11 protein-coding genes are annotated in these 16,569 nt (G+C 67.4%); 7 read left to right on the top strand and 4 right to left on the bottom strand.

From position 1 onward, the window contains the following. Positions 1-3: 3 nt before the first annotated feature. The 4 genes from U0C82_RS04045 to U0C82_RS04060 all read right to left on the bottom strand — a co-directional run bounded on the left by U0C82_RS04045 (position 4) and on the right by U0C82_RS04060 (position 4,717). The gene (locus U0C82_RS04045; protein WP_322185769.1) at positions 4-1,287 is read right to left on the bottom strand and encodes an ABC transporter substrate-binding protein; all 1,284 of its coding nucleotides are present in this window, start codon (positions 1,285-1,287) and stop codon (positions 4-6) included. Positions 1,288-1,335: 48 nt separating this feature from the next. After that, complete coding sequence (locus U0C82_RS04050; RefSeq protein WP_322185770.1) at positions 1,336-2,331, bottom strand: ABC transporter ATP-binding protein; 996 nt, start codon at positions 2,329-2,331, stop codon at positions 1,336-1,338. 347 nt (positions 2,332-2,678) lie between these two features. After that, positions 2,679-3,398 (bottom strand): DUF1013 domain-containing protein, encoded by a 720-nt coding sequence (locus tag U0C82_RS04055; RefSeq protein ID WP_322185771.1) that lies wholly within the window; start codon positions 3,396-3,398, stop codon positions 2,679-2,681. Positions 3,399-3,712: 314 nt separating this feature from the next. Beyond that, on the bottom strand, positions 3,713-4,717 hold the full coding sequence (locus U0C82_RS04060; protein ID WP_322185772.1) for an NAD(P)H-quinone oxidoreductase: 1,005 nt from the start codon (positions 4,715-4,717) through the stop codon (positions 3,713-3,715). Between the two features lie 435 nt (positions 4,718-5,152). Between U0C82_RS04060 and rcdA the strand changes: the two genes are divergently transcribed. The 7 genes from rcdA (at position 5,153) to U0C82_RS04095 (ending at position 16,558) form a co-directional block, all read left to right on the top strand. Beyond that, positions 5,153-5,683 (top strand): protease adaptor protein RcdA, encoded by a 531-nt coding sequence (gene rcdA / locus U0C82_RS04065; RefSeq protein WP_322185773.1) that lies wholly within the window; start codon positions 5,153-5,155, stop codon positions 5,681-5,683. A gap of 124 nt (positions 5,684-5,807) precedes the next feature. Further along, on the top strand, positions 5,808-8,963 hold the full coding sequence (gene addB, locus U0C82_RS04070) for a double-strand break repair protein AddB (protein ID WP_322185774.1): 3,156 nt from the start codon (positions 5,808-5,810) through the stop codon (positions 8,961-8,963). Next, on the top strand, positions 8,960-12,613 hold the full coding sequence (addA, locus tag U0C82_RS04075) for a double-strand break repair helicase AddA (protein ID WP_322185775.1): 3,654 nt from the start codon (positions 8,960-8,962) through the stop codon (positions 12,611-12,613). Before addB ends, addA begins: the two co-directional genes overlap by 4 nt. Before the next feature lie 76 nt (positions 12,614-12,689). Continuing rightward, positions 12,690-13,007: a thioredoxin gene (gene trxA / locus U0C82_RS04080; RefSeq protein WP_322185776.1), complete on the top strand. Its 318-nt coding sequence runs from the start codon at positions 12,690-12,692 to the stop codon at positions 13,005-13,007. 333 nt (positions 13,008-13,340) lie between these two features. Then, positions 13,341-14,018, top strand: a complete 678-nt coding sequence (locus U0C82_RS04085) for a GntR family transcriptional regulator (protein WP_322185777.1) — start codon at positions 13,341-13,343, stop codon at positions 14,016-14,018. A 127-nt stretch (positions 14,019-14,145) separates the two neighbouring features. Next, entirely contained in the window at positions 14,146-15,111 is a 966-nt protein-coding gene (locus tag U0C82_RS04090; protein ID WP_322185778.1) for a dihydrodipicolinate synthase family protein, read from the top strand. Between the two features lie 73 nt (positions 15,112-15,184). Continuing rightward, positions 15,185-16,558: an NAD(P)/FAD-dependent oxidoreductase gene (locus tag U0C82_RS04095; protein WP_322185779.1), complete on the top strand. Its 1,374-nt coding sequence runs from the start codon at positions 15,185-15,187 to the stop codon at positions 16,556-16,558. Positions 16,559-16,569 lie beyond the last annotated feature (11 nt).

The following is a 16,569-nucleotide window of genomic DNA, read 5'->3' on the forward strand; positions in this document are numbered from 1 at the left end:
GCGTCAGGCCGCAATGAACTCGTTCCACTTGCGGATCATGTAGATGTTCTCGTCCATGACCGCGTTCCAGCACGCCACCTTGCCCATGCGCTCCTCGTAGGAGCCGCCGTCGCGGGTCGCGCCGGCCTTCTCGAGAAGCTGACCACCGGGCGACATGATATCCTGCTCGGCCGGCTTGCCCTCGAACCAGTAGGCCCATTCGTAAGGCTCCATGGCCTCCTTCGTCGTGTCGAGAACGGCGGTGTAATAGCCCTGTTTGGCCAGATGCGCGCCGGCCCAGCCGGACAGGAACCAGTTGATGAACTCGTAGGCCGCGTCCTTCTCGCGCTCGCCGATGGCGGGCGGAAGTCCGAAGCCGGACGCCCAGGCGCGGTAGCCCTCCGCCAGCGGCTGGTACCTGCACTCGATCCCTTGCGTGCGCACGGCGGTGATCGCGGGCGACCACATGGACTGGATGACGACCTCGCCCGAGGCCATCAGGTTCACGCTTTCGTTGAAGTCGGTCCAGAAGGCGCGGAACTGGCCGGCGCGCTTGGCCTCGATCAGCGCGGCGATCGTCTTGTCGATCTCCTCGCGGGTCATGTTGCCCTTGTCGCCGTAGGTCATGTCGCCGCGCGCCTCGATCGCCATCGCCGCGTCCATGATGCCGATCGACGGAATGTTGAGGATCGCCGCCTTGCCCTTGAACTTCGGGTCGAGAAGTGAGGCCCAGCTCGTCACCTCGCCGTCGATGAGGTCCGGCCGGATGCCGAGCGTATCGGCGTTGTAGGTGGTCGGGATGAGGGTGAGGAAACCGGTTTCCTCGCCGGCGAACTCGGTCGCCTTTTCGGACGGCAGATAGAGGGTTTCGGCAGGCGCCGTGCCGTCCATGCCGACCTTCTTGCCGCCGATCGTGCCGTTGCGCAGGACGGAGGCGATCTTGTCGGCGAGCTTGATCCGATTGGCGTCGAGACCCATGATGTTGCCGGACGGCAGGAGCTTGGGCAGGGCGAAATATTCCGTGTCCACGAGGTCGAACGAGTTCGGCTGGGTGATCACGCGCTTGGCGACGTCGTCGGTGGTGACCGCGATATATTCGATCGTGATGCCGAGATCCTCGCTGGCCTTGGCGGCGATTCCCGGCGACTGGTTCACCGCCGTCGACAGATAGCGCAGGGTCACCGGCTCCTGCGCGATGGCGGGCGTCGGAAAGCTGGAGAACCGCGCCGTGGCCGCAAGGCCGGCGACGGCGACGCCGCCCTTCAGCAAGCTGCGGCGCGAAAACGGCGTGGTGGTCTTGTCGGTCATGTCTGGCTCCCTTTGAGGATGGTCTTCAATGCAGGCGAAGGTGAGGGTTCAGGCGGCCAGGACGTGCCGGTCGCCGGCATGCCAGCCGACCTGCACCGTGTCGCCGACGGCGAACGGCGTGCGGTCGAACTCGTGTTCGGGCAGGGTTGCGAGCAGATCCGTTCCGTCGGCGCGCTTCAGGGCGACGTGCACCGTCATGCCCTGATATTCGACGTCCGAGACGGTCGCCGTCCGGTCGGCCGCGGCCGACGGATCGGTGGCGAGCAGTCTCAGCTTGTCGGCGCGGATGGCGTAGGCGCCCTCCCCGTCGGAAACGATGTTGTGGCCGCCCATGAACTGGGCGACGAAGCGGGTGCGGGGACTGTTGAAGACCTCGCGCGGGGTTCCGACCTGCTCGATCCGGCCGTCGTTCATGACGACCACCATATCGGCGAGCGCCATCGCCTCCTCCTGGCTGTGGGTGACATGCACGAACGAGATGCCGAACTCGCGCTGATAGCGCTTCAACTCGGCACGCATGCGGATGCGCAGGAACGGGTCGAGGGCGGACAGCGGTTCGTCGAGGAGGAGAACGGTCGGGTTGGTGACGAGCGCGCGGGCGAGCGCGATGCGCTGCTGCTGGCCTCCGGAAAGCTGCGCCGGAAGGCGCTCGGCATACGCGCCCATGTCGACGAGGGCGAGCATCGCGTCGGCCTTCTTCAGGCGCTCGGCCTTGGCGACGCCCGCCATCTTCAGGGCGAAGGCGACGTTCTCGCGCACGTTGAGATGGGGAAACAGGGCATAGTTCTGGAACATCATCGCCGTGCCCCGCCTGGCGGGCGGCAGATCGTTGACGATCGTATTGCCGATCATGATGTCGCCGTCGGAGATGAACTCATGGCCGGCCACCATGCGCAGGGTCGACGACTTGCCGCAGCCCGACGGGCCGAGCAGGCAGCAATAGGTGCCGGCCGGAATCTTCAGCGAGATGTGATCGACGGCGAGCGTATCGCCGTAGGCCTTGGTGACATCGGCAAGTTCCAGATCGGCGGCATTTGATGGCACGGGCGAAACGCTCCTTACGTCACGGGTCTCGCCTCCCAGCTTGCAATCGTCGTGCCATTTGCTTCGCATCCCTTGGAAATACTGGACCGGCGCCCGAGGCCTCCGCCGTCCGCTGCAACCATTCGCCGTCCGGCGAACCGGCGCGGCCTGACGAACGATCTCAATATTCGGGCATCATGCTTTTATTTTAAGCACTATACGCTTACTGACCATAAAAACGGCGAGAGCTTCGCGATGGACGCCATCGCCCGCCGAACGCGGCCATGAAAAAAGCCGCGCCCGAACGAATCGGGCACGGCTTTTTCTGGATGCGGATCGAAAGGGACGCCCGAACCGATCGCGACGGTTCAGCGATCGTCCTTGTCGCCGTCTTCGTCCGGCTTGCTCTTCATCGAGGTCAGCTTGGCGAACACGGCCGCGGCGTCGAGCTCCTGGTCCTCGTCGGGCTTCTTGTCCATGGACGGGCCGGAGGACAGCCAGTTCTCGGTCTGGGACGCCGACAGGAGACGCTCCTCCTCGGCCAGGTCCTCGGGCCGCTGCGGCAGGCCGCGCATGGCCTTCTCGACTTCCAGATCGAGGTCGATCTGGGTGCACAGGCCGAGCGTCACCGGATCCATCGGCACCAGATTGGCCGAGTTCCAGTGCGAGCGGTCGCGAATGGCCTCGATCGTGTTCTTCGTCGTGCCGACGAGGCGCGAAATCGCCGCGTTATCGAGTTCGGCATGGTTGCGCACCAGCCAGAGAATCGCGTTCGGACGATCCTGCCGCTTGGACACCGGCGTATAGCGCGGCGCCTTGCGCTTGGCTTCGGGCACGCGGACCTTGGGCGGCGCGAGCTTCAGCTTCAGCTTGTCGTTCTTCTCGGCGTTCTCGATGTCGGCGCGCGTGAGCTGCCCGTTGCCGATCGGATCGAGGCCTTTGATCCCCTGCGCCGACTCGCCGTCGGCGATCGCCTTGATCTCCAGCGGATGCATCAGGCAGAAATCGGCAATCTGCTCGAAGGACAGGGACGTGTTGTCGACGAGCCAGACGGCCGTCGCTTTCGGCATCAGGAGTTGCTGGGCCACGAATACGATCCTTCTTCTGCTCCGCCGGGTCTGGGGCGGGGCGTGGGCGTTACCACAATGTGCGGGAATTTGCCCCATTATAGGGTTTAGAACGCCCGCCCGCAACATGCCGTTTCAAACTGATACCGCCGAGCCCATGACGTGGCTGCCCTGCCCCGAGCGCGGCGCCCGAGCGGGATGATGCGCAGCACCTTCGGCGGCGCGGCTCCGGACATCGCGGCAGGCCCGGCCGGCGCGGCGGTTCGTTCGGCCGGACAATCCGGACGGGCCGTTTCGGGCGCCGCAGAGGGCGGCGGGTTCGAAGCGGCCCGCGCTCAGGCGCCGAGCCCGGTCGTCAGCACGATCTTGCCAATATGGTCTTCGTCGAGATGGCGATGGGCGCTCGCCGCCTCTTCCAGCGGGTAGGTCCGCTCCATCACCGGCCCCAGCTTGCCGGCGGCGATGAGCGGCATCACCTGACGCTCGAGCTCCGCGACGATCGCCGCCTTGAACGCGACCGGCCGCGCCCTGAGCGTCGACCCGGTGAAGACCAGACGCTTCAGCATGATCCGGCTGAGATCGATCTCGACCTTCGGGCCCTTCAGGAACGCGATCTGCACGATGCGCCCCTCGATGGCGGCGCATTCGAGGTTGCGGTTGGCATAGTCGCCGCCGACCATGTCGAGGATCACGTCGGCACCGTGTCCCTCGGTCCGCGCAAGCAGGGTCTTGGCGAAATCGGTGTCCCTGTAGTTGAAGCAGGCCTCCGCGCCGAGCGTCTCGGCGGCCCGGCACTTCTCGTCGCTGCCGGCGGTGGCGAAGACGCGGGCGCCGAAGGCGTTCGCAAGCTGGATCGCCGTCGTGCCGATGCCGCTGGTGCCGCCGTGGACGAGAAAGGTCTCGCCTTCGGCCAGCCGCGCGCGCATGAAGACATTGCTCCAGACGGTCATGAAGGTTTCCGGAACGGCCGCCGCCCGGGCAAGGCTCAACCCCTCCGGCACATGCAGGACGTTGGTCTCGTGGACGGTCGCCGCCTCCGCATAGCCGCCGCCCGGCACGAGGGCCATGACCCGGTCGCCGACCGCAAAGCGCGAGACGCCCGCACCGAGCCCGTCGACGACGCCTGCGATTTCGAGGCCCGGCCAGTCCGGCGCGCCCTCGGGCGCCGGGTAGAGCCCCTTGCGCTGCATGACGTCGGGACGGTTGACCCCGGCCGCGGCGACCGCGATGCGGATCTCGCCCTCGCCCGGCTCCGGCATCGGGCGCGTCTCGACGACGAGCACGTCCGGGCCGCCCGTCCCGTTCATCGCGACGACGCGCATGTCTCTTCCTTCGCTCATGTCAACATCTCTCCGCTGCCTCGTTTGCGCAGGAGAGCTAGCGGGGTTTCGCCATCCGGGGAGGGTTGCGGGCCCCGCTCTTCACGGTCGATTAAGGTTTACAAGGTCTAATCACCACAGTTCGGCTATGCGGGTCTTCGACCCGTGACGCCGGACAGACGAGGCGCCTTCGGGCGTCTGGTTTGACGCCTCCCTGTTGAAACTCTGAGAGCCGTTTTCTCGAACGGCTCTTTTTTTCGCGCGCCATGCCCTTTGCGGGACGCGACGCCTGTTTCCGATAAGCCAGGCGTGGTATTCATCCACAGGTCAGGAGACGCCATTAACCGTTTACGTCTGCGGTTTCTTGTGTTTGTGACGGCCAGCCGGCATCTTCCGGTCGGAAATCATGCCGGCGACGATCATCGATGCCAGGCGAGTGGAGCAGCTTTCGAGTTCATGAGCCACAGCACGAAAGACAGCCAGTCGGCCGGCGCGCCGGTTTGCCTTGCAGAACACAAGGCTCACAGCCGCGCGTTCCAGCCCATGTTCGACGAGGGCATGGAGCTTGTCGACGAGACCGCCACCTATCTCGACGGCGAGGGGCGCAAGGCCTCCAGGATGCTGCCGAAATCGGCCTCGACGCTCTATGCCGCCGAATCCATGCGGCTGACGACGCGCCTCATGCAGATGGCGTCCTGGCTTCTCCTCCAGCGCGCGCTCAACGAGGGCGACATGACCCGCGCCCAGGTCGAGGCGGAGAAGAAGAAGGTTCGCCTCAACGGCGAGTACGACACGTCGACCGACGAGCAATACGCCCACTTGCCCGACCATTTCCGCGATCTCGTCATGCGGGCAAGGCTTCTGGAGCGCCGGATCGCGCTGCTCGACCGCGAGCTCTACGGCTTTTCCGACCAGCATGAGGAGCGCGCCGTCGGCAATCCGGTCGGCGAGCAGATCAACCTGTTGAAGACCGCGTTTCACCGGTAAGCCGCCGCAGGGTCCAAACAGACCGGGACGCGCCGCGAGCAAGCGGGCGACCGCATCGGGCGAAACGTGAATAAAACGGGAACGGTTCTTCCCAAATCCGGAGAGACGCCGTACCGTTCCGCGGATGCGCGCAAACGTCTATTCGATCCCGCTCCGGTCGCCCTTCCTTCGAACGCTCGCCGACGGTCTCCTGTCCGGCCGGCTGGACGTCGGCTATCGTCACGACGGCGACCCGCTCTCCCTTGCCGATGTGCTGATCTACGTTCCGAGCCGGCGCGCGGCGCGCGCGCTCGCCATCGCCTTCCAGGACCGGCTCGGCGGCCAGGCGGCGATCCTGCCGCAGATCCGGACGATCGGCGAAGGCGAGGAAGCCGAACTCCTGCAAGGGGCCGATCCGGCGATGGCGCTCCAGCCGATCATGGGCGAACTCGAACGGCGCCTGGAGCTTGCGCGGCTGGTGCGCCGATGGCGCACGATGACGCGGGAGGCCGAACTGAAGGCGCTCGTGGGCGAGGACGTGATTCTGCCGGCGTCCGCCGCCGACGCGCTCCATCTCGCCGGCGATCTCGGCGTGCTGCTCGACGAGATCGAGACCGAAGGGGTCGCCTTCTCGCAGCTGTCAGAACTTGCGCCGGACGATCTCGCCGAATGGTGGCGTCTCACCCTCACCTTTCTGACCATCGTCACCCGGCACTGGCCCGACCGGCTCGAGGCCGATGGTCGGATCAGCGGTGCGCGCGCCAAGAACGAATGGCTCCGCTCCGAGGTCGAACGGCTTCGGACGCACCCGCCCGCCGGCCCCGTCATCATCGCGGGATCCACCGCGACGGCACCGCAGACGATCGCGCTGATGCGCACCATCGCGCGCATGGACCGCGGCGCGGTCGTCCTGCCGGGTCTCGACATGCACCTGAGCGAAGCCGCGTTCGCCACGATCGACCGGACGGTGTCGATCGCGTCCCCCGGCCATCCGCAATATGGCGTGAAGCGCATTCTCAGCGGCATGATGATCGAACGCGGCAGCGTCGCGGAACTTGCAGCAACGGACGATCGCCTCGCGATCCGCGAGCGCTTCCTGTCCGACGCATTGCGGCCCGCCGAGACGACCGAGCACTGGAGCGGGAGCGCTGCATCCTACGGGGACGATGCGCTGGAAGGCCTGGAACTCGTCGAGGCGGCCGATCCGCGCGAAGAGGCGCTCGCCATCGCCTGCGCCATGCGCGACGCGCTGTGCGAGGAGGCGGCAAGCTGCGCGCTCGTCACGCCGGATCGCAACCTTGCGCGCCGGGTCGTCATCGAACTGGAACGATTCGCCATTCGCGCCAATGATTCGGCGGGCCGGCCGCTCAAGGCGACAGCGCCGGGAACACTCGCGGCAACGCTGCTTTCGGTGGCGTTCGCGCCGGGCGATCCGATCCCGCTCCTCGCCCTCCTGAAGCATCCGCTGGTGCGCCTCGGCATGGCATCGGGCGAAGCCCGCCGGGCGGCGCGCGCGATCGAGCTTCTGGCGCTGCGCGGCACGGTGGAGATCGCCGATGCCGCGCGCCTGTCCACGATCGTCGGCGAACGGCTTCTCGCGCTTGCCGAACAGGGCGAGCCGGAGATTGGCGGGGCGCCGGGCGGCGGCGAGCGCGGCGGCGTTCGGCTGAGCCGGCCCGCACGGCTGGTCTCCGGCGCCGATCGCGAACTCGCGCTCCTTTATGCGGCAAGGTTCGAGGCGGCGATCGCCCCGCTGATCGCGCTGCGCGGCGACGATCCGCGCGAATTGCCCGACTATGCCCGCATCCTCACCCAGGTTCTCGAAGCGCTCGACCGCGACGAGAGCGGGCGGGCGCATGAACTCTACGCCGAAGAAGCGGGCCACGCGTTCCAGGCGTTCATGTCCGATCTCGTCGATGCGCCCCGGACCGACTTCGCGTTCGCGTCCGGCGAACTGGAGGACGTGATCGACGCCCTGATGACCGGCGTCACGGTGCGCCCGCGCGGCGGCCTCTCGGCCAGGGCCTTCGTCTGGGGAACCCTCGAAGCACGCCTGCAGAGCGTCGACACCGTGATTCTCGGCGGTCTGAACGAAGGCACCTGGCCGGCCGGCGCCAGGAGCGGCGCGTTCCTGTCGCGCATGATGCGGCGGGACATCGCGCTCGACCCGCCCGAGCGTCGCATCGGCCTTGCCGCCCATGATTTCTGGATGGCGATGGGCGCAAGGCGCGTGATCCTGACACGCTCGCTGCGCCAGGACGGCGCGCCGACGATCGCGGCGCGCTGGATCCAGCGCATCGCGGCGCTCGCAGGCCCCCGCCGGTCCGAGGCTCTGGCACGGCGTGGGTCGGTCTATCTCGAGGCCGCGCGCGGGCTGGAGGCGGCCGAACCGGTCGCGCGTGCGGTGCGACCGGAACCGAGGCCTCCGGTGGAGTTGCGGCCGAGAGGCTATTCGGTGACGGAGGTCGAGCGGCTGATCCGCGATCCTTACGCGGTCCACGCCAGGCGCATCATGAAGCTCGAACCGCTCGATCCGCTGATGCGCTCGCCCGATGCCATGGAGCGAGGCACGCTCTACCACGCGATCCTCGCCGACTTCGCGACGTCCGGCAACGATCCGATGGCGGACACGGCGCTTCAAACCCTTCTCGATATCGCCCGCACCCATTTCGACACCGAAGCCCTGCCGCCGGACATCGAGGCCTTCTGGTGGCCGCGCATGGAAGCGATCGCGAAGGGCTATCTCGAGTGGGAGCGGGCGCGCGATCCCCGGATCGCGGTGCGCCATGCCGAAATCGGCGGTGGCCTCGACTTCCCGGCGATTAAAACCCGGCTGACGGGCAAGGCCGACAGGCTCGACGTGATGACGGACGGGGCGATCCACATCGTCGATTTCAAGACCGGCGCCGGCCCGTCCCTTGCGCAGGTGCGCAGCCTGCTGTCGCCGCAACTGCCGCTGGAGGGCGGCATGGTGCTGCGCGGCGGTTTCGAGCTCTGCAAGGACGCGACGCGTCTTCACGACCTTTCCTATGTGCGTCTGCGCGAACGCGAGGTCTACGAGGAAAGCCTTGCAAGGGCGGCCACGAAGACGAGCGAGGGGAGCGACCCGACCGAACTTTCGCAGCGCGCCATCGAGAAGTTCGAGCGCCTGGCCGCAAGTTTCCTCGACCCAGCGACCCCGTTCACCTCGCGCTTCCGCCCTGCTTTCGCGGGCGATTTCTCGGGCGATTACGATCATCTGGCAAGAGCGCGCGAATGGGCGGTCGCGGGCGGGACCAGCGAAGGAGCATCGGACGAATGAGCGCCTTTGCCGTCAGCGACCATACAACGCAGCAGCAGCGCATCGCCGCCGATCCGAACCTTTCGGTCTTCGTCTCGGCCAATGCCGGGGCGGGCAAGACCCATGTCCTCACCGAACGGGTCGTCCGGCTGCTGCTCGCCGGTTTCGATCCGTCGCGGATCCTTTGCCTCACCTTCACCAAGGCGGCGGCGGCGGAAATGTCGAACCGGGTGTTCAAGCGGTTGAGCGCCTGGGCGACCATGCCGGAGGCCGATCTTCTCGCGCAGATCGAGGCGCTCGAGAAGACGCGGCCGGCGCCCGAACGAATCGCGCAGGCACGCCAGCTCTTCGCGCGCGCGCTCGAGACGCCCGGCGGCCTGAAGATCCAGACGATCCACGCCTTTTGCGAAGCGATCCTGCATCAGTTTCCGCTCGAGGCGAACGTCGCGGGCCATTTCGAGGTCCTCGACGATACCGAAAGCCAGCTGATGCTCGGCGAGGTCAAGCGCCGGCTGATCACCGGCGCCGCGGCGCTGTCGGCCGGGCGTGAGGCCGCGCAGGATCTGCGGGACGCCTTTGCCGAGGCGCTGGCGATCGGCGGCGAGTTCGGCTTCGACGGGTTGCTCGGCGAGATCGTCCAGAAGCGCGACGATATCCGCCGCCACATCGACGGGTGCGGCGGGCTGGGCGGCGCGGTGGCGTTCCTGGCGGAGGCGCTCGACATCGATCCCGATGAGGACGACGCCAGCATCGTTGCCGCGCTCGGCCCGGTTCCGGGCTTCGATCGAAGCTTCTGCGAGGTCCTGCAGCACGTCGCGGGCCTGAGCGACAAGAAAACGGACGTTCGTCTCGCAGGGCTCCTGCCCGCGTTGAAAGACGCCGCCGGGCCGCTCGACGCCCTGCACGTCCTGAGGCAGATCGTCATGACGCAGGCCGGCGGGCGGCGCAGCGTCGCTTCCGTGGCCACCAAGGCCGTGACCGGCGAGGTGCCGGACCTCGAGGACCGGCTGGACCGGGCGCAAACGTTCGTCGAAGCGGCCGAGGACCGGCTCGCCGCGCTGAAGCTCTTTCGCGCCAGCCGCGCCGCCCTCGTCATCGCCGACGCGCTCGAGCGCGACTATGCCGTGATGAAGCGCCGCCGGGGCCGGCTCGATTTCACCGATCTCATCGCGCGCACCGCAGACCTCCTCTCACGTTCGCAAGCGGCGAGCTGGGTGCACTACAAGCTGGATCAGGGCATCGACCATATCCTCATCGACGAAGCGCAGGATACGAGCCCGCGCCAGTGGGAGGTGATGCGCCAGCTCGTCGACGAGTTTTTCGTCGGGCGGTCGAGCCACAACCGCACGCGCACGGTGTTCGCGGTCGGGGACGAGAAACAGTCGATCTACTCCTTCCAGGGCGCCTCGCCGAAAAAGTTCGACGAGGAACGCCGCGCGGTCGAAGAAAGGGCGCAGAGTGCCGGACTGGTCTTCCGGAAGGTCTCGCTGAACCAGTCCTTCCGCACGCTCCAGACCGTTCTCGGCGCGGTCGACACGGTGTTCGCGGACCCGCAGAACCGGGAGGGTCTTTCGACGAGCGGCGAGGCGCCCGCCCATACCTCGGCGCGAAAGGACGGCGAAGGGCTCGTCGAGATCTGGCCGACGTTCAGGGCCGACAGCGCGCCCGAGCCCGACGACTGGCGCGCGCCGATGGACGAGGAGCCGACCTCCTCGCCGGCCTATCGCCTCTCCCTGCGGATCGCGCTTCAGATCAAGGAGTGGCTCGGCGATCCGGTGGTCGAGAAAGGCGAAATGCGCCCGCTTCATGCCGGCGACGTCATGATCCTCGTGCGCAAGCGGACGAATTTCATCCCCGCCATGGCGGCCGCCCTGCGGGACGCGGACATCGCGGTCGCGGGCACCGACCGGATCACCATCACCGAGCATATCGCGGTGCAGGACCTCGTCGCGCTGGGGCGCGTCGCGACGAACTACGAGGACGACCTGTCCCTGGCGGCGCTCCTGAAAAGTCCGCTCTTCGAATTCGACGATGACGAGCTGATGGCGCTCGCCTTGTCGCGGGGGCCGGGCGAACATCTGTCGGGCGGGCTGCGCCGCCTCGCCGGTCCCGAGGGGCCGGGCCGGATTCCGGACGTCTTCCCCGACGGTGCGCGCGCGCGCGACCTGTTGCGCAAGGCGAAGGTTGCGATCGACCGGCTCGACGAATTGCGCAACCGCACCGGCTTCCAGTCGGTCTTCGCCTTCTACGCCCGCATTCTGGGGCCCGAAGGCGGCCGCGCCAGGCTCATGGCCCGGCTCGGCCGCGATACCGGGGACGTGGTCGACGCGTTTCTCGATCTCGCTCTGTCCGAGGAAGCGGCGGGCGTCTCGGGCCTCGACGCATTCCTCAGCGCGCTCGAACAGAGCCCGCCGGAGGTCAAGCGGCAGATGGATGCCGGTGCCGGCGAAGTCCGCATCATGACGACCCACGCTTCGAAAGGTCTCGAAGCCCCGGTCGTCTTCCTCGTCGATCCGGGCGCGGCCCCCTTTCACGGCTCGCACGGATCGCGGCTGATGCGGTGGGACACGATGCCCGGCCTCGTCGACGGGCAGGCGCCCGGCCTGTTGTGGCGGGCTTCGAGCAAGGTGGAGACGTCCGCGATCGCGGCCCTGCGCGAGGCCGAGAAGCGGCACGCGGAAGAGGAATATCGACGGCTTCTCTATGTCGGCATGACGAGGGCGGCGGAACGCCTCGTCATCTGCGGCACGGCCGGCACGCGCGGCCCCGACGAGAACGCCTGGCGCGAGCGTGTCGAGACCGCGCTGAAATCGGAAGCGAGCGAGATTGTGGACGCGAGCGGAAACCTGTGCGGCTGGCGCATCGGCTCGCGGCGAACCGGCGAGGCCGGAAGCCTGCGTCCCGCGAGCGAAGAACTGCCGCTGCGAACGCTCGATCTGTCGAAGCTGGACGATGAGCCGCTTCCGCCGCGCCCCCTCACCCCGTCCTCCGCCGGCGCGGCCTTCGACGCGGACGCGGCGGACGAAGCTTCGGCCCCGCCGCCCGGTGAGGCGGTGGGGGAGCCGGACGAGGCCGGCCTCTCGCCGGTGCTCGGCACGTCCGCCGCACGCACGCTCGGCATCCGGCGCGGCCTTCTCGTCCACCGCCTGTTGCAGCATCTGCCGACGATCGCTCCCGAGGGGCGGCGGGAGATCGCGCGCGCCTACGCCGAAAGGGCCCTTCCCGGCGTCGGCGAGGAGGACCGGGAGGCGCTGCTTCGCTCCGTCCACACGGTCATGGAAGACGCACGCTTCGCGCCGCTCTTCTCGCCGACCAGCCGGGCGGAAGTCGCCATTGCCGGAACCGTGCGCATCGGCGCGACCGACTTTGCGGTGAACGGCACGATCGACCGGCTCGCCGTCGGCGCGCACGAGGTCCTGATCGTCGACTACAAGACGAACCGACCGCCGCCGCGGACCCTCGAGACCGTCCCGCGCGAATATATCCGCCAGCTCGCCATCTACCGGGCGCTCGTCGCTCCGCTCTTTCCCGACAGGCCGGTGCGCGCGGCGCTCCTCTTCACCGAGGGCCCGCACATCCTGTCGCTCGACGATGCGATGATGGACGCCGCGCTGCGGATATTGGAAAACAATTCCGGATCGGGGAAGCCGGGAGACATGGGATCAGCTTGAATCGGGCTTTCCCAACGTCTACCTGTCAGTCAACACGGAAATGAACCGACAACGATGAATTGAACTGGAGCCGAACATGGCCACGAAGACCGTCACCAAGGACAATTTCCAGACCGAGGTGCTGGGCGCCTCCAAGCCCGTCGTCGTCGATTTCTGGGCCGAATGGTGTGGCCCGTGCAAGATGATCGCGCCGAGCCTCGAAGAGATTTCGGAAGAGAACGACGGCGTCGACATCGTCAAGGTCAATATCGACGAGAACCAGGAACTGGCCGTCCAGTTCGGCATCCGCTCGATCCCAACCCTGATGATCTTCAAGGACGGCGAGCACAAGGACACGCTCATGGGTGCCCAGTCCAAGTCGAAACTCGCATCCTGGATCAGCAGCGCGCAGTAGGCGCGCCGACCCATCGACGCGGCATGACGAACGCCCGGTTGCGCCACGCAGCCGGGCGTTTTCGTCTGCGGGCCGGCCGACGTTCGCCGTGACACGGGCTGCGCGCGATCCGGGACCGGGTGGCAGCCTTTCGGGTGCCGGCGCGGCCCTTTGGAGCATCGCCCGAACAAGCGGTTTTCGGAAAGCCTGATGCGCGACATCGAAAACATGGCTAGAGGATCGTGCGTCTGAATTGATGCAAGATGGCTCTCAGGAGAGCGGCGAGGCGCGCCTGTCCGGCAGGACGGGTCGGGTCCTGCGCGACGGGTTGCAACGCGGGTCGGAAGGGCGGTCATGGAGCGAAAGCGCGGTTCCGGCTCGAAACAGGTCTACGATCTGCTGCGGAACGAGATTCTCGATCTCGTCCTGCCGCCGGGCAGCGCAATCGACGAGGTAAGCCTCGCCGCCCGCTTCGAGGTGTCCCGCACGCCGATCCGCGAAGCCCTGGTGCGGCTTGCCAGCGAAGGGCTGGTCACCACCCTGCCGAACCGTTCGAGCATGGTGTCGACCATCGACTATCTCAATCTCCACACCTTCTTCGACGCGCTCGTCCTGATGTACCGTGTCACGACCCGGCTTGCCGCGACACATCACGAGGCCGCAGACCTTGCCACGATCCGCGCGCGGCAGACGGTCTTCCGGCAGGCCGTCGAGGCGCAGAACGCGCTGGCGATGATCGCGACGAACCAGGCATTTCACCTCGCCATCTCGCAGGCCGGGCGAAACCCCTACTTTCACGGCCTGTTCAGTCGGCTGATGGACGATGGACGGCGGATCCTGCGGATCTACTACAATTCCTACCAGGACCGGCTTCCGCAGCGCTTCGTCGACGAGCACGAGGCGATGATCGCCGCGATCGAGGCGCGCGATCTCGAAACCTGCGACCGGCTCGCGAAACGTCACGGCGAGCAGATCGTCGACCAGATCCGGACGCTCCTGGCACGCGGCGGCGAGCTCGACATCACCCTGTAGCAAGTTCGTGATGGCGCCTCGCACATTGTCGACAGACATAATACAATAGCGTATCCTGGACGCGACGCGAGGCCGGGTGCCCTGCCGCCACCGGTTCGCCGCAGCCGATCCACGAAAAGGTCCAGCCATGAAAGCCGACATCTTCACCGGTACCGTTCCCGCCCTGATGACCCCGTGCACGCCCGACCGCACGCCGGATTTCGATGCGCTGGTGAAGAAGGGCAAGGAGCTGATCGCCGCCGGCATGTCCGCGGTCGTCTATTGCGGCTCCATGGGCGACTGGCCGCTCCTGACGGACGAGGAGCGCATGACGGGGGTTTGCCGGCTGGTGGAGGCCGGCGTGCCCGTGATCGTCGGAACCGGGGCGATGAACACCCGGCTTGCGAGCGCCCACGCGGCCCATGCCCAGAAGGTCGGGGCGAAGGGCCTCATGGTGATTCCGCGCGTGCTGTCGCGCGGCAGCGCGCCGGCCGCCCAGAAGGCCCATTTCAAGGCGATCCTCTCGGCCGCGCCCGACCTTCCGGCCGTGATCTACAACAGCCCCTATTACGGGTTCGCCACGCGGGCCGACCTGTTCTTCGCCCTGCGCGAGGAGCATCCGAACCTTTGCGGGTTCAAGGAATTCGGCGGCTTCGAAGACCTGCGCTACGCGGCCGAGACGATCACCAGCCGCGACGACGACGTCTCCCTGATGATCGGCGTCGATACGGCCGTGGTGCACGGCTTCGTCAATTGCGGGGCGACCGGCGCCATCACCGGCATCGGCAACGTCCTGCCGAAGGAGGTTCTGCACCTGTGCGCGCTGTCGCGGGAAGCGGCGCGCGGCAGCGTCGCCGCACGCCGCGCGGCCGAAGAGCTGGACAAGGCGCTGGCCGTACTTTCTTCATTCGACGAAGGCCCGGACCTCGTGCTCTACTTCAAGCACATGATGGTCCTGAAGGGTGAAGAGGAGTACCGGCTGCACTTCAACGAGACCGATGCCCTGAGCGACAGCCAGCGTGGCTATGTGGAGGCGCAGTTCGCCCTGTTCCAGCGCTGGTACGGCGAATGGGCAAAGGAGAATTCGGTGGAACAGGTCGGGCGCGCCGCCTGAGGTGCCGCGCGCCGCGAGGGGTTCCGATCCTCTTTGGGACGGGGTCCGGGCCGGCGCCCGACGGGAACGACACATGTCGGACCGAAGCCCGGGAAGGGCCCGGCCCATCCTCGAACAACACGAACGGCGTGCCGGTGATTCATGGCGCACGCACCAGGGCTCGGGCTTCCCGATCGAAAGGGATCGTACCATCCGTACCGGTCAACGAGATCATCGCGCCGATATCGTCGTCGTCGGGGCCGGCGTCATCGGCCTGTCGGCGGCGCTGGCCGCGCAGGCGCGCGGGCTGCAGGTCACCGTCCTCGACCGGGAAGGCCCGGCGGCCGGCGCATCTTCGGGCAATGCCGGCGCGTTCGCGTTCACCGACATCCTGCCGCTGGCCTCTCCCGGCATCATCCGCAAGGCGCCGCGATGGCTCATCGATCCGCTCGGCCCGCTGAGCATTCCCCCATCCTACGCGCTCGCCGTCACGCCCTGGATGCTGCGCTTTGCCCGCGCCTCCTCACCCCGGCGTTTCGCGCTTGCCACCCGCGCCCAGACCGCGCTGATGGCGCTCTCGAAGGCCGAGCTCGAACCCTTCATGCAGGCGACCGGCACCCGTGACATGCTGCGCAGGAACGGCAATCTGGAGGTCTACGAGAGCGAGGCCGAGTTCGAGGCCTCGCTTCCCGGCTGGGTCGCCCGCGAGCGGCACGGCATCGCGTTCGGCCATCTGACGGCGCAGGAGATGAGGGACATCCAGCCCGGCCTTTCGTCGCACTTCCGGCGCGGGACGTTCACGCCGGAATGGTATTCGATCGCCGATCCGTCGGACTATGTCCTTGCGCTCGCACGCAGGTTCGAAGCGTCCGGCGGCACGATCGAACGCCGCGACGTCGCCCGGCTCGTCCCCCGCGAAGACCATGTCGCGGTCGAGACCGGGTCCGGCATCGTCACGGGGGCGAAAATCGTGCTGGCGGCCGGCGCCTTCTCGCACCGGATCGCCAGATCGCTGCGCGAGACGATCCCGCTGGAGACCGAGCGGGGCTACAATACCAGCCTTCCCTCCGGCGCCTTCGATCTTCGCACCCAGATCACCTTCGGCGGCCACGGCTTCGTCGTCTCGAACCTTTCGAGCGGCGTGCGCGTCGGCGGCGCCGTCGAGTTCGGGGGCCTTGACCGTCCACCGAACTACGCGCGGGCGGACGCCATGCTGCGGAAGGCGAAGCGGTTCCTGCCCGGCCTGAAGACGGACGGCGGTCAGCGATGGATGGGCTTTCGCCCGTCCCTTCCCGACAGCCTGCCGGCGATCGGCCACGCGAAGGCCACCTCCCGCGTCGTCTACGCCTTCGGCCACGGCCATCTCGGCCTCACCCAGTCGGCAGGCACCGCACGGCTCGTCGCCGACCTTCTGACGGACCGGACCCCGCCGATCGACCTTTCACCCTTCTCACCCCAGCGCTTTTGACGGACGAACCC

The sequence above is a fragment of the Fulvimarina uroteuthidis genome (assembly GCF_034321785.1).
Taxonomy (GTDB): Bacteria; Pseudomonadota; Alphaproteobacteria; order Rhizobiales; family Rhizobiaceae; genus Fulvimarina; species Fulvimarina uroteuthidis.

Coding starts and splice junctions, on each gene's coding strand:
- U0C82_RS04045 (WP_322185769.1), bottom strand. CDS start 1,287: ATGACCGACAAGACCACCACGCCGTTTTCGCGCCGCAGCTTGCTGAAG.
- U0C82_RS04060 (WP_322185772.1), bottom strand. CDS start 4,717: ATGAGCGAAGGAAGAGACATGCGCGTCGTCGCGATGAACGGGACGGGC.
- rcdA (WP_322185773.1), top strand. CDS start 5,153: ATGAGCCACAGCACGAAAGACAGCCAGTCGGCCGGCGCGCCGGTTTGC.
- addB (WP_322185774.1), top strand. CDS start 5,808: ATGCGCGCAAACGTCTATTCGATCCCGCTCCGGTCGCCCTTCCTTCGA.
- addA (WP_322185775.1), top strand. CDS start 8,960: ATGAGCGCCTTTGCCGTCAGCGACCATACAACGCAGCAGCAGCGCATC.
- trxA (WP_322185776.1), top strand. CDS start 12,690: ATGGCCACGAAGACCGTCACCAAGGACAATTTCCAGACCGAGGTGCTG.
- U0C82_RS04085 (WP_322185777.1), top strand. CDS start 13,341: ATGGAGCGAAAGCGCGGTTCCGGCTCGAAACAGGTCTACGATCTGCTG.
- U0C82_RS04090 (WP_322185778.1), top strand. CDS start 14,146: ATGAAAGCCGACATCTTCACCGGTACCGTTCCCGCCCTGATGACCCCG.
- U0C82_RS04095 (WP_322185779.1), top strand. CDS start 15,185: ATGTCGGACCGAAGCCCGGGAAGGGCCCGGCCCATCCTCGAACAACAC.